Here is a 13,721-nt window from a genome sequence, read left to right on the forward strand (position 1 = left end):
GGGCACTGAAAACAGCCTCCGGGAATGCCATGCCGCTTCGTTCCGCCATGCTTTCGCAACGCTCATTGCTGCTGGCATTGCTGCTGTTGCTCGGTTGCGGCTTCTTTGCCACGTCGCTGATCAGCTACTTTTCTTCGCGCAGCTCGATCCGCGACCACATCATCAATACCGAGCTACCGCTGACCTCCGACAACGTCTACTCGGAGATCCAGAAAGACCTGATCCACCCCATCGTGGTCTCCTCGATGATGGCGCAGGACACCTTCCTGCGCGATTGGGTCCTGGCTGGCGAGCACGACAGCAGCCTGATCACCCGTTACCTGGGCGAAGTCGCCCGGCGCCAGCAAGCCTACACCGCGTTCTTCGTTTCCGACGCCAGCGCCACCTACTACCAGGCCAAGGGTGTGCTGAAGCAGATCAACCCACAGGACCAACGCGATCGCTGGTACCTGCGCGTGCGCGACATGCAGGCGCCTTACGAAATCAATGTCGACCTGGACTTGGCCAACCAGGACGCCCTGACCCTGTTCGTCAACTACAAGGTGTTCGACTACCAGCAGCGCTTCATCGGGGTGACCGGCACCGGGCTGACGGTGGCATCGGTGGTGCGTCTGATCGACGACTACCAGAAGCGCTACCAACGCGAGGTGTACTTCGTCGACGCCCAGGGCCGGCTGGTACTCACCGGTTCGGCCGGCGGCCCGAAAGGTGCCCACGCCGGCACGGCGTTGAAAGACATCCCGGCGCTGGCCAGCCTGCTCGCGCGGATGCCAACCCCGGTCAGCGGCAGCCACGAATACAGCAGCGACACCGACAACCACTTCCTCAATGTGCGGCTGATCCCGGAATTGAACTGGTACCTGTTCGTCGACAAGCATGACGCGGGGGCACTCGACGGTCCTCGGCAGTCGCTGTACCTGAACCTGGTGATCTGCGCGGTCATTACCCTGGTGGTGCTGTCGCTGCTCAATGCGATGATTCGCCGCCATCAGGACAGCATCCAGGAGCTGGCCACCCTCGACAGCCTGACCGGCCTGCCCAATCGGCGGGCCTTCGACCTGCTCGCCGCTCAGGCCCTGCAAGAAGCCGAACGCGAACCGCTACCGCTGGTCGCTTTGCTGATCGACCTCGATCACTTCAAACAGCTCAACGACACCCATGGCCACCTGGCCGGCGACGAAGTCCTGCGCCAGTTCGCCCGGGTGCTGGAAGGCTGCCTGCGCCAGGCCGACATCATCTGCCGCTGGGGCGGCGAGGAGTTCATCGTGCTGCTCAAGGAGGCCAACACGGCCGCGGCCTTTGCCGTGGCTGAGAAGATCCGCGAGCGCACCGAACAATTGCGCTTCGACTTTGCCGGGCAGCCACTCCAGCTCACCGTCAGCATCGGCTTGAGCACCCGGCAACGCGGCGATACCCTGCACAGCCTGATCGCCCTCGCCGACCACGCGCTGTACCGTGCCAAGCAAAGCGGGCGTAACCGCGTCTGCAGTGAAATCCCCAGGTCCGACCCGCCATGAGCGCTACCCCAAATGATCCCCGCCTGTGCCCTGCCTGTGGCGCCAGCAACCAGTGCAGCCTTGCCGATCCACGCAGTGCCGCGCAGGCCTGCTGGTGCTACAGCGTGCAGATCGACCCCAAGGTGCTCGAGGCGCTGCCCGCCGAGCTGCGCGACACCGCCTGCCTGTGCCCGCGCTGCGCGCAAGTCGAGGCACACGTGCAAGCAGCCAGGGCCGCGCGCAGCCGGTAAACTGCGCGTCCGCACGTCCAGCCGAAGCACGCCATGCGCCTTGATCGTTTTTTGAGCAACCTACCCAATTTCAGCCGCCAACAGGTACGCCTGCTGCTGGTCGAACGGCGCGTGCGCGTGGATGCCCAGGTGGTGGCCGACCCGCACCACGAGGTGCGTGAGTTCAGCCGCGTGGAGGTCGACGATCAGTTGCTGCAAGCAGGACGCCCGGCGCGCTATTTCATGCTGCACAAACCGGCCGGCTGTGTCAGCGCCACGTTCGACCGGCAACACCGCACCGTGCTCGACCTGCTCGACGAGCCGGACAAAGATGACCTGCATATTGCCGGCCGCCTTGACTACAACACCACCGGGCTGCTGCTGATCACCAACGACGGCCAATGGTCGCGGCGCCTGACCCAGCCCCGCACCAAGCTGCCCAAGGTGTACTACGTGGAGACCGAGCAGCCGATCGAAGCCGCCTATGTGGCGAAGTTTCTCGAAGGGTTCTATTTCGCCTTCGAAGACCTCACCACCCTGCCCGCACAGTTGCTGCCACTGAGCAGCCACAGCGCCCGGCTGAGCATCGTCGAAGGCCGCTACCACCAGGTCAAGCGCATGTTTGGCTTCTACAACAACAAGGTCACCCGCCTGCACCGCGAGCGCATGGGCCCGCTGAGCCTCGACCCGGCGCTGGCGCCCGGTGCCTACCGTGCCCTGCACCCCGCCGAAATAGCCGCGATCTAGACGCAGCGCCGCCTGGCAGAAAAAATCGGCAAATTACCCGAACGGCACTTGCGGGTTGTCCACTCGCCTGCTTGAATCCAATCGTCGGTCTGCATGTGACCAATCAGTCACGCCATTAGTCCAAGACACCTTTTTGCTGGCGACCCATGCCTTGAAGCGTGGGCGTCCGGCCGATTGCCCGCCGAACAATAAAACCCGTCGACCACTGCTGCAACGGATCGACAAGGGCCCCGCTTCAGTTCCAGGCGTATGCCTACCTGTCATAAAGAACGTGCAAGCTTGCTTGTGCGGATACCCTTTTTGCGCCAGGAGTCGATGACATGAGGCCAGAAATTGCTGTGCTGGATATACAAGGTCAGTACCGGGTTTACACGGAGTTCTATCGCGCAGACGCCGCCGAGAAAACGATCATTTTGATCAACGGCTCGCTCGCCACCACAGCCTCCTTTGCACAGACGGTGCGCAACCTGCACCCGCAGTTCAACGTGGTGCTCTACGACCAGCCGTATGCCGGCAAGTCCAAGGCGCACAACCGCAACGACCGTTTGCTGACCAAGGAAATCGAAGGGCAGATCCTGCTCGAACTGATCGATCACTTTGCCGCCGACCATGTGATGTCGTTCTCCTGGGGCGGCGCCTGCACGCTGCTGGCGCTGGCGCACAAGCCGCGGCGAATCGAGAAGGCGGTGGTCAGTTCGTTCTCGCCGGTGATCAACGAACCGATGCGCGACTACCTGGAGCGTGGCTGCCAGTACCTCAGCGCCTGTGATCGCTACCGGGTTGGCAACCTGGTCAATGACACCATCGGCAAGCACTTGCCGTCGCTGTTCAAACGTTTCAACTATCGGCACGTGAGCAGCCTGGACAACCACGAATACCAACAGATGCACTTCCACATCAATCAGGTGTTGGAGCATGACCTGGAGCGGGCCTTGAAGGCGGCGCAGGCCATCGACATTCCGGTGCTGTTCGTCAATGGCGAGTGGGACGAATACACCACCATCGACGATGCCCGGCAGTTTGGCAGGCACGTGCGCAACAGCCACTTCAGCCATATCCAGGGGGCCGGGCACTTCCTCGACATGGAGCACAAGGCGGCCTGCCGCGACACGCGTGAAGCCTTTTTGGGCTTCCTGAAACCGGCCCTGCGCGAGTCGCGCCATCGCTACCACTACGTGCAGGAGCAGCATGCGCTGGCCATCTGAACGACACGGGCGCCTCTAGCGCAGCCGCCGGCATCACCTGCCCGCATGGGCAGAAGGAAGATGCAGACCCTGCGCCAGAGGTCGCCGACAAAGAAGAATTCGCAATCAAGGCTTCAAATCGTCACGCTGTTCTGGTACAAAGTGCGCCTGAAAGCGGGTGTCGTATAATGGCATTACTCCAGCTTCCCAAGCTGATAACGAGGGTTCGATTCCCTTCACCCGCTCCAGTTTCCCTCCCCGCGTTACCCCTCCTGTTCGCTTCACACACTTGGCAATGATTTTTCAAGCGGCATTTGCGCACGCCTGAACCTGCCCCTGCACCCACCCTGTTCTGCCTGCACGCCTTGTATCGCGGCCCTGTCCGGCAATTTCCCGCATCACTTGCCGATCCGCGAGCACGCCACCGTCTGCCATCGTTTCCCCTGCAGCCGGCATTGCTCCGAGCAAAGCACTAGGCGCACTCATTTTCAGTGTGTACCATACACACCATCGTTCCATGGAGGGACGCATGCGCAGTCGAGAGGTGATCAGGATGATCGTTGCCGCCAGTTGGTACGAGGTGGCCTGCAAAGGCAGCCACCATCAATTCAAACACCCGCTGCGTGCCGGGCGGGTTACCGTCCCGCACCCGCAAAGTGACCTACCGATTGGCACAGTGATGAACATATTCAAGCAGGCCGGCCTCGAGCGCAGCGGGCAGGTTCATTGAGTTATCAGGAGGTTTAAGCCATGCAATTTCCTGTTGTACTGCACAAGGATGCCGCCGCCGATTACGGCGTGAGCATTCCCGATCTGCCCGGTTGTTTCTCTGCCGGGGCCACCGTTGCCCAGGCGCTGGAGAACACCCTTGAGGCCATGGCCCTGCATTTCGAGGGCCTGGTCGCCGACAACCAGCCGCTGCCGCGCGCCCAGGAAATCGACGTGCACATCGGCAACCCGGATTTCGAAGGCGGGATCTGGGCCGTGGTGGATTTCGACATCACGCCGTATCTGGGCAAGTCGGTCCGGTTCAACGCCAGCCTGCCGGAAAACCTCCTGCAACGTATCGACGACCGCGTACAAAAGGATCATCGTTACGCATCCCGCTCGGGTTTCCTGGCAGCCGCAGCCCTGCGCGAACTGCTCAGCTGAAGCCCTGCCCCACCACGAAACATTCAAAGGATTGGTACATGTTTCTTTCCCGCTGGCTTCCGGGCCTGGCCAACCTGCTGCAGTACCGCGCCGAGTGGTTCCGTCCGGACTTGCAGGCCGGCCTGTCGGTGGCCGCCATCCAGATCCCGATCGCCATCGCCTACGCGCAAATCGTCGGCCTGCCACCGCAGGTCGGCTTGTATGCCTGCATCCTGCCGATGATCGTGTATGCCTTGGTCGGCAGTTCCCGCCAACTGATGGTCGGCCCGGACGCGGCCACCTGCGCCATGGTCGCCGGCGCCGTGGCGCCCTTGGCAATGGGCGACCCGGAGCGGGTGGCGCAGTTGTCGGTGATCGTTACCGTGCTCGTGGGGCTGATGCTGATTGGCGCCGGGGTGGCACGGGCCGGGTTCATTGCCAGCTTCTTCTCGCGGCCGATCCTGATCGGCTACCTGAACGGCATCGGCCTGAGCCTGCTGGCCGGGCAACTGGGCAAGGTGGTGGGCTTCGAAATCCATGGCAACGGCTTCATCCTCAGCCTGATCGACCTGGCCCAGCGCCTGAACGAAATCCGCTGGCTCACCCTGGCCCTGGGCCTGGCCGCGCTCGGCCTGCTGATCGCCCTGCCACGGCGCTACCCGAAACTACCGGCGGCACTGGTCACGGTGATTGTCGCCACACTGATCGTCGCGCTGTTCGGGCTGGACAAGCATGGCGTCGCAGTGCTCGGTCATGTGCCAGCGGGCATGCCGAAACTGGCCTGGCCGCAGACCAACCTGGAAGAGATGAAAAGCCTGCTGCGCGACGCCCTCGGTATCGCCACGGTGAGCTTCTGCAGCGCCATGCTCACCGCGCGCAGCTTTGCCGCCCGACATGGCTACGCCATCAATGCCAACCATGAGTTCCTCGCCCTCGGCGTCTCCAACCTGGCCGCCGGTGCCTCCCAGGGCTTTGCCATCAGCGGCGCCGATTCGCGCACTGCGGTCAACGACATGGTCGGCGGCAAAAGCCAGCTGGTCGGCATCATTGCCGCACTGGTGATTGCCGTGATCCTGCTGTTCTTCACCACGCCGATGGCCTGGATTCCACAGGCGGCGCTCGGCGCGGTGCTGTTGATGGCCGGCTGGGGGCTGATCGACGTGAAGTCGCTGGGCAAGATCTACAAGCTCAGCCGCTTCGAGTTCTGGCTGTGTGTGCTGACCACCGTCGGCGTACTCGGGCTAGGCGTGTTGCCGGGGATCATCCTGGCGGTGACGCTGGCGATCCTGCGCCTGCTGTACAGCATCTACCAGCCGACTGACGCGGTGCTGGGCTGGTCGCCGGGCATCGAGGGCCAGGTCGACATCAGCCGCCACGAAGATGCGCGGACCGTACCGGGGCTGGTGGTGTACCGCTTCGACGATGCGATCCTGTTCTTCAATGCCGACTACTTCAAGATGCGCCTGCTGGACGCCGTGCAACGCGAGAAAGAGCCGAAAGCCGTGCTGTTCGATGCCGAGGCGGTGAGTTCGATCGACGTCAGCGGGATTGCCGCGCTACGCGAGGTGCGCGATACCCTGCATGCCCAGGGCATCGTGCTGGGCATTGCCCGGGCCCGCGGGCGCTTCCTGCGAATGCTGGTGCGCTCGGGGTTGGCGCGGGAGATGGAGGGTCACCTGTTGTATGGCTCGGTCAGGGCCGGGATTCGAGCGTATCGATTGTGGCGCAACAAGTTGCGCCGGGAGGCTTCCGGCGCATAACCGCGCAGCGCCCCTTAGCTGGCGCGCGACGGCAACAAACCCGGCAGTGCATGCAGCAACGCATTCAGCGCGAAACCGATGAACATCAGCCCGCAGGCACGGGTGATCCACAGTTCGTAGCGGCTGTAGACACTGCGTACGTGCCGGGCGCCGACGATGCCGATCAGGATTACATAAGCCAACAGGCCGCCAACGAAACTCAGGGCGATCAGCATCGGCAGCATCGACCAGTCGAGCACTTCGGCGCGGCTGGAGAGCAAGGCGGTAAAGGTGGCCACCGCAACCGGGTAGGCCTTGGGATTGGTCAGGCCGAACACCACGCCATGCCAGAACGGCTGGCGCACCGGGCCATCCTGAGTGCTGCCGTTGCCCGGCCGGCTGCGCAAGGCCCGCACGCCGAGCCAGAACAGGTACAGGCCGCTGATCAGGCCGAGGATGTCGAACACCGAACTGCCGATCTGCCGCGCACCGACAATCGCCACCAGCGCGGTGCTGCACCAGAGCACGTCGCCGAGCAGGTGCCCGCAGAGAAAGCCGGCGCCAGCACGGCGCCCACGTGTGGCGCCGATACCGAGTACGGCCAACACGCCAGGACCGGGCGTGATGCCATAAATGAAACCGGAAGCAAGCACGGCGAGCAGCAGCGAGAAGGTCATCGGGGCCAGGATCCTGTGGCAGGCGAAAGGCCAGAGTCTACGCCAGGCGTGCCGTGCGGAACCAGTTACGCAGTCGCCGGCGCTGATGAGAACACGCTTGCGTGCTACAGTCGCGCCCTGCGATTTGCAACAACCTCCGATGAGATGCCCATGTCCGCCGCCGACTTCGATGCCACCCTTGCCCCCTGGCCACAGCTCAAGCGCAGCCACCCGTGCAGCGGCCTGCTGCTGGGCAACGGCGCCAGCCGCGCGGTGTGGCGGCCGTTCGCCTACTTCTCGCTGTTCGAGCTGGCCCAACGGGTGCGCAACAAGCCGCTCGGGCTCACCGACCAGGCACTGTTCAAGTCGCTGGACACCGAACTGTTCGAGCCAGTGCTAAGCGCGCTGAACACCACCGTGCAGGTCAATGCTGCACTGGCGATCAGTTCCTCGGCACCGCTGAACCGCTACTACGCGATCAAGGAAGCCCTGATCCATGCGGTGCGCAGCGTGCACATTCCGTTCCGGCTGCTGCCGGCGGCGAACCTGCTGGCGATCAATGCCGAGTTGCGCAGTTACCGCAGTGTGTTTTCAAGCAACTACGACCTGCTCGGCCACTGGGCGGTCAGGGCCGCGCCGGAAGGGTTCCAGTCGTTGTTCGACGAGGAAGGCGATTTCGATGTCGCCCGTACCCATGGCAGCGGCACGCGCATGCTCTACCTGCATGGCGGCCTGCACCTGCTCAAGACTCAGGACGGCGGCACGCGCCAACGCGCTGCCGAAGGCAGTCAGTTGCTCAATGGATTTGCAATCAACACGCCGGGGGATGTGCCGCTGTTCGTCAACGAAGGGCTCAGCGACGACAAGCTGCGGGCGATTCGTGCATCGGACTACCTGACCTGGTGCTACGCCGAGCTGGCCGCGCACCACGAGGGGCTGTGCGTGTTCGGCCAGCATCTGGACCAGGCCGACCGGCACCTGCTACGGGCGATCCGCGAGGCACAACCGGCGCATGTGGCGGTAGGTATCCTGCCGGTGAGCGAAGCGGCGATTGTCAGCCAGAAGCAGCACTATACGCGGTTGTTCGAGGGGGCTGCGGCTGAGCTGCTGTTCTTCGATGCGTCGACCCATCCGCTGGGCGATGCTGCGCTGAATGTGCCAGCGCCAGCGGCCAGCGCGGTAAAGCGGCGGCGCTAAAACGCTACCGCGCCTGCCCCCCCACAGTGGTCGGCTTCGATTGAGCGGGCAGGTGCAAATCCACGTAGCAAATAACAATAATTATCGATACCATTCGCAACCTTTCTCGCCGCGACGCTCTGGAAAGCTTGCATGCAGCGCCCTAAACCCGACCCATTTGCGCATGAACCCTGCCGCGGTTTCTACGCCGATATCCTGTATTTCCTGCGCAAGCGCATGGACAACGCCAGCGATGCGGCCGACATCACCCAGGACGTGTTTACCCAATGGCTGGGGTACCGCGACAAGCACCGGGTCGAGCAACCCCGGGCGTTTCTGTTCCAGGTGGCGCGCAATCTGCTGCGTGATCACTGGCGTCGACAGAAAGTCCGGCATGCCGTCCTCGACGAGGACGCCGAGCTCTCCACTGAAGCGCCCGCCTCCCCGGTGACCGACCCGATGGCCAACGCGCAGACCCAGCAACGCCTTGAGCAGTTGAAAATTGTTCTTGCCGAACTCTCGCCGCGCCGCCGCGAAGCCCTTATGCTGCACCGCTTTGAAGGTTTGAGTCAGGCGCAGATCAGCGAACGCATGGGGATTTCCATCAGCATGGTGGAGAAACATATCGCCGCCGCGCTCCTGCATTGCAAACAGCGCCTGGACCGCGAGCACGGCACGGAGCAGCCCCAATGAGCGTCACCCCTGAAATCGATAAGCGTTCGGTCGATGCCCAGGCGGCCAGCTGGTTCAGCCACAACCAGAACGCGCCTTCGCGCGCTGCGCGCAAGGCCTTCGAGCAATGGCTGGAAACACCCGAGCACGCTCGCGCCTACAGCCAGTTCGAACAGCTGTGGGCCGACCTGGCCGCGCTCAAGGCACTGAACAAACCGGCGCCCTTGCCGCAGCGCCAGGCCAAGGTCTGGCGCCCGGCCCTGGCGGCAGCCGCAGCGCTGGTCTGTACGCTGCTGGCGAGCAACCTCGGCGTGCCGAACACCGTTTTCGAGCAGCACCTGGCCAGCACGCACCAGGCACTGCACAGCGTGCGCCTGCCCGACGGCAGCGAACTGAACATGAACGCCAATACGCGCCTGCGTATCGACTTCAGCGCCGAACGCCGGTTGATCCATCTCGACCAGGGCCAGCTCTACATCGACGTCGCCGCGGACAAGGAGCGGCCATTGTTCGTCGACGCCGGCACGGCCCGCGTGCGTGTGGTCGGCACCGGTTTCGACCTGCGCCGCGGCCAGCGCGAACTGGTGCTCAGCGTCGCGCATGGCACGGTGGCCCTGGAAACCCCCGGCGAAGGCCGCGCGCCGGCGTTGCTCAACGCCCGTCAGCGCGTCACCTACGACCTCGCCCGCGGCAGCCTGAGCTGGCAGACCGTCAGCGCTCAGGAAGTCGCCGACTGGCGCAGCGGGCATGTGTCGTTCCGCAACCGCGAACTGGCCAGCCTGGTCGACGAACTGTCGATCTACCGCCCCAACGCCGTGCTGCTGGCCGATAGTTCCCTGGCTGGCTACAAGGTCTCCGGCAACCTCGATGTGCATGACCCGGACGCCCTGCTCAACGCCCTGCCGGCGCTGCTGCCGGTGAAAAGCGTGCCCTTGGCCGATGGCCGCCTGCGCATCGAGCGACGTTCGCAGTAAATCGCTGAGAATATTTTTCATTCGCATATGAGGGTTTTTCGACGCACCGCGTCTTCCTCCCGTCTGCGTAGTCATTGCAGGCCTTTCTGGCCTGTGTCGCCGTATTGGGGGATTTCATGTTGCGTGCGTTTCGACCTTTCAAACCGTTGCCGGTCCGTTCTTCGCTGCTCGCCGCGTGCCTCGCACTGAGCTTGCAGGCCCAGGCCACGCCGGTGCAGCTGCAATTGCCGGCGCAGCCGCTGGCCGTCTCGCTGAGCCAGCTGGCCCAGCAAGCCAAGGTGCAATTGCTGTTTGACGAATCGTTGCTGCGCAACGTCCAGGCCCCGGCTCTCAACGGCCCGTTCGAAGCCGCCGACGCCATTGCCCGCCTGCTGGCGGGTAGCCGGTTTGCCGTGGTCCAGGTTGGCAGCACCTACGTGGTGCGTCCGAAAGACGACGAAACCACCCCGCGCAGCGTCGATGCCAACGGTATCCAGCTCAACGCCCTGAGTATCGTCGGCAACGGTCAACAGGTCGACGCGGCCACCGTCGGCCGCTCGACCCTGACCCAGGTCGACATCGACCGGCACCAGCCGAGCAACATTCCCAACCTGCTCACCACCCTGCCCGGGGTGAACATGGGCGGCTCGCAGGAACCCGGCGGCCAGACCATCAATATCTGGGGCATGGGCGATGCCGAAGACGTACCACTGACCGTCGACGGTGCCACCAAAAGCGGCTTCGAGCGTTACTCGCAGGGCACCATCTTCATCGAGCCCGAGCTGATCAAGCGCATCGAAGTGGAAAAAGGACCGCACTCGACCTTCGTCGGTAACGGCGGCTTTGGCGGTAGCGTACACATGGAAACCAAGGACGCCCCCGACCTGCTGCAGGAAGGCCGTAACGCCGGCGCCATGGTCAAATACGGCTATTCCAGCAACGATCACCAGCAGATCTACAGCTCGGCGCTATTCGGCCGCACCGACGACGGCCGTGCCGATGCCCTAGTCTACCTGACCAAGCGCGATGGCGACGACATGAAGCTGGCCGGTCATCAGCCGAACAAGAACAACCAGTACCCGATCAACCCCAAGCGCCTGCCGAACACCGCGCAGGACCTGGACGGTGGCCTGTTCAAGCTGAACCTGCACCTGGACGACGAGAACAGCGTCAACCTGTCCTACTCGCGGTCGAACAACGAACGCTGGACACCGTTTTCCTCGATCAGCTACCCGACCCCACCGAGCCAGGCCAACATCGACAAGTACGGCTATGAAGGGGCGCTGCGGCGCTTCCTGGCCAACCGCCAGACCATCGACACCACCTGGTCGGCCACCTACAAGTACCAGCCAATCGACAACCCGCTGGTCGACCTGGAAGTCAGCTACTCCGAGTCCGACACCGAGCAGACCGACGAGCGCGACGCCACCGCGTACTTCCAGATGGCCACCGGCGGGCGCAAGATGGAGACCGCCTACAAGGACCGCATCGTCGAAGTGCGCAATACCGCGCTGTTCGCCAGCGGCCCGCTGGAGCATGCACTGACCACGGGCGTGCAACTGCGCCGGCACACGCGCGACACCGACATGTGGATGCCGGGCGCCATGTACGACAACGCCAAGTACAACTACGGCCACTTCCAGCCGTACTTCATGCCCAAGGGCAAGGTCGACACCGACAGCCTCTACGTGCAGGACGCGATCACTTGGGGCGACTTCACCCTGACCCCGTCGATGCGTTACGACCACGTGCGCAACGAAGGCGGCGGCAACGACGCGCCGTACTATGACAATCTGGCCGCCGGCCATGATTACAGCGCCCAGACCTACAGCGGCTGGTCGCCGCGACTCGGGCTGTTCTGGAAAGCCACCGAGCAGCAGGCGTTCTTCGCCGACTACAGCCAGACCTGGCGCGCCCCGGTGATCGACGAGCAGTACGAAGTCCAGGGTCTCGGCTCACGCACCGCTAGCAGCCGGGGCCTGGACCCGGAACGCATCACCGCCATTCGCCTGGGTAGCGTCACCAGCCTGTCCGACGTGTTCAGCGAACGCGACAGCGTGCAGATCCGCACCACCCTGTTCCAGAACCGGGTCAAGGACGAGATCGTCAAATCCACTGGTATCGAGTGCAACCAGCAGAACATCACCGGCGGCAACATCGGCAAGAGCTGCCCAGCGGGCCTGATCGCCAACTACCGCAACGTCAACGATGTGGTCTACAAGGGCTTCGATGTCGAAAGCTTCTACGACTCGACCTACCTGTTTGGCTCACTGTCCTACTCATGGATGACCGGCAAGCACGAAAACGCCTACACCAACCCGTGGGGCCCGAACGTCTGGGCACGCGATGTGCCGGCACCGAAATGGTTCGCCAGCCTGGGTGTGAAGATTCCGAGCTGGGATGCCCAGGTCGGCTGGACCGGGCTGTTCGTGCGCAAGACCGACCGTGTACCGAGCGACAAGTACTCGGGTAACGCCGCCAGCGTCCTGGGCGACAGCTACTACGACCAGCGCGAAAACGAATCGTACGACGTGCAAGGCCTGTTCGCCCGCTGGACCCCGCAGCAGCCGTACCTGAAAGGTACCGAGGTGAACCTCACCGTGGACAACCTGTTCAACCGTGACTACGCCCCCATGCTCAGCGGCGAGAACGTCTGGAGCCAGGGGCGCAACGCCAAGGTCAGCATCACCCGGTTCTTCTGACCCGAGCCGACGTCGGCCGCCTGCAACGGGTGGCCGGCGGCAACTGTACGGACACCTTTGTGTCCAGCTGTAACAAGATTCCCCTTCGCGCCTGTGGCTCAATGAGTGCACTTCCCCGTTTCAAGGCGCCTTCATGTCTTCCCGCGAAAACACCGGCATGGCCCTCGGCCTGCTCGGCGTAGTCATCTTCAGCCTCACCCTGCCCATGACGCGTATTGTCGTGCAGGAAATGCACCCCTTGCTCAACGGCCTGGGCCGCGCACTGTTCGCGGCGATTCCGGCGGCGCTGCTGTTGCTCTGGCGACGCGAGCGCTGGCCAAGCTGGCGGCAAGTGAAGGGGCTGAGCCTGGTAGCGTTGGGGGTGATTCTCGGCTTTCCGGTGTTCTCGGCCTGGGCCATGCAAACCGTGCCGGCCTCGCATGGCGCGCTGGTCAATGGTTTACAGCCGTTGTGCGTGGCGGTGTATGCCGCCTGGTTGTCGCACGAGCGGCCGTCGCGGGCGTTCTGGGCCTGCGCGGCGCTGGGCAGCGCGCTGGTGCTGAGTTATGCGCTGATCATGGGTGCCGGGCAGATTCAGGCGGGCGACCTGCTGATGCTGGCGGCGATCGCCGTGGGCGGTCTGGGGTATGCCGAGGGTGGTCGCCTGGCGCGGGAGATGGGCGGCTGGCAGGTGATCTGCTGGGCGCTGGTGCTGTCGAGCCCGTTGCTGCTAGGGCCGGTGCTGTACCTGGCGTGGCAGCAGGAGACGCCGATCAGCGCCAGGACCTGGTGGGCGTTTGGTTATGTGTCGCTGTTCTCGCAGTTCATCGGCTTCTTTGCCTGGTATGCCGGTCTGGCGCTGGGCGGGATTGCGCGGGTGAGCCAGGTGCAACTGACGCAGATCTTTTTCACCATCGCCTTTTCGGCGCTGTTCTTTGGTGAGCAGGTGGAACCGATTACCTGGCTGTTTGCCGGCGGGGTGATCCTGACGGTGCTGCTGGGGCGGCGGACCAAGGTGCATCCGGCGTCAGTCATTAAATTGCATTGAATTCATCG

General features: G+C 63.6%; 13 protein-coding genes and 1 tRNA gene. 13 read left to right on the top strand and 1 reads right to left on the bottom strand.

Going from position 1 to position 13,721, the window contains the following annotated elements; all coding sequences use genetic code 11:
* Positions 1-29: 29 nt before the first annotated feature.
* From DCO48_RS10140 to DCO48_RS10175, 8 genes are all read left to right on the top strand, one after another.
* Entirely contained in the window at positions 30-1,517 is a 1,488-nt protein-coding gene (locus tag DCO48_RS10140) for a sensor domain-containing diguanylate cyclase (protein ID WP_116550470.1), read from the top strand.
* Positions 1,514-1,747: a cysteine-rich CWC family protein gene (locus DCO48_RS10145; protein ID WP_116550471.1), complete on the top strand. Its 234-nt coding sequence runs from the start codon at positions 1,514-1,516 to the stop codon at positions 1,745-1,747. Before DCO48_RS10140 ends, DCO48_RS10145 begins: the two co-directional genes overlap by 4 nt.
* 33 nt (positions 1,748-1,780) lie before the next feature.
* Positions 1,781-2,473, top strand: a complete 693-nt coding sequence (locus DCO48_RS10150; RefSeq protein WP_116550472.1) for a pseudouridine synthase — start codon at positions 1,781-1,783, stop codon at positions 2,471-2,473.
* Between the two features lie 320 nt (positions 2,474-2,793).
* Positions 2,794-3,678: an alpha/beta fold hydrolase gene (locus tag DCO48_RS10155; RefSeq protein ID WP_116550473.1), complete on the top strand. Its 885-nt coding sequence runs from the start codon at positions 2,794-2,796 to the stop codon at positions 3,676-3,678.
* Between the two features lie 153 nt (positions 3,679-3,831).
* Positions 3,832-3,905: transfer RNA gene (locus DCO48_RS10160), tRNA-Gly, on the top strand.
* A 281-nt stretch (positions 3,906-4,186) separates the two neighbouring features.
* The gene (locus tag DCO48_RS10165; RefSeq protein WP_116550474.1) at positions 4,187-4,387 is read left to right on the top strand and encodes a type II toxin-antitoxin system HicA family toxin; all 201 of its coding nucleotides are present in this window, start codon (positions 4,187-4,189) and stop codon (positions 4,385-4,387) included.
* A 20-nt stretch (positions 4,388-4,407) separates the two neighbouring features.
* Positions 4,408-4,809 carry a type II toxin-antitoxin system HicB family antitoxin gene (locus DCO48_RS10170; RefSeq protein WP_116550475.1) on the top strand — a complete coding sequence of 134 codons (402 nt, stop codon included), beginning with the start codon at positions 4,408-4,410 and terminating at the stop codon, positions 4,807-4,809.
* Positions 4,810-4,847: 38 nt separating this feature from the next.
* Positions 4,848-6,548, top strand: a complete 1,701-nt coding sequence (locus tag DCO48_RS10175; RefSeq protein WP_116550476.1) for a SulP family inorganic anion transporter — start codon at positions 4,848-4,850, stop codon at positions 6,546-6,548.
* 14 nt (positions 6,549-6,562) lie between these two features.
* On the opposite strand, the gene DCO48_RS10180 is transcribed toward DCO48_RS10175, so the two are convergent.
* Positions 6,563-7,204 carry a LysE family translocator gene (locus DCO48_RS10180; protein WP_116550477.1) on the bottom strand — a complete coding sequence of 214 codons (642 nt, stop codon included), beginning with the start codon at positions 7,202-7,204 and terminating at the stop codon, positions 6,563-6,565.
* A gap of 150 nt (positions 7,205-7,354) precedes the next feature.
* On the opposite strand from DCO48_RS10180, the gene DCO48_RS10185 reads away from it, so the two are divergent.
* The 5 genes from DCO48_RS10185 to DCO48_RS10205 all read left to right on the top strand — a co-directional run bounded on the left by DCO48_RS10185 (position 7,355) and on the right by DCO48_RS10205 (position 13,713).
* Positions 7,355-8,380, top strand: coding sequence for a DUF4917 family protein (locus DCO48_RS10185; RefSeq protein WP_116550478.1), 1,026 nt, complete (start codon positions 7,355-7,357; stop codon positions 8,378-8,380).
* A 132-nt stretch (positions 8,381-8,512) separates the two neighbouring features.
* Positions 8,513-9,052, top strand: a complete 540-nt coding sequence (locus DCO48_RS10190; RefSeq protein WP_116550479.1) for an RNA polymerase sigma factor — start codon at positions 8,513-8,515, stop codon at positions 9,050-9,052.
* Positions 9,049-10,005: a FecR domain-containing protein gene (locus DCO48_RS10195; protein WP_116550480.1), complete on the top strand. Its 957-nt coding sequence runs from the start codon at positions 9,049-9,051 to the stop codon at positions 10,003-10,005. The genes DCO48_RS10190 and DCO48_RS10195 overlap by 4 nt, the downstream gene beginning before the upstream one ends.
* 116 nt (positions 10,006-10,121) lie before the next feature.
* Positions 10,122-12,686, top strand: coding sequence for a TonB-dependent receptor (locus DCO48_RS10200; RefSeq protein ID WP_116550481.1), 2,565 nt, complete (start codon positions 10,122-10,124; stop codon positions 12,684-12,686).
* A gap of 133 nt (positions 12,687-12,819) precedes the next feature.
* Positions 12,820-13,713 carry a DMT family transporter gene (locus DCO48_RS10205; protein WP_116550482.1) on the top strand — a complete coding sequence of 298 codons (894 nt, stop codon included), beginning with the start codon at positions 12,820-12,822 and terminating at the stop codon, positions 13,711-13,713.
* Positions 13,714-13,721 lie beyond the last annotated feature (8 nt).

This window comes from Pseudomonas sp. SDI, assembly GCF_003105155.1.
Classification (GTDB): Bacteria; Pseudomonadota; Gammaproteobacteria; order Pseudomonadales; family Pseudomonadaceae; genus Aquipseudomonas.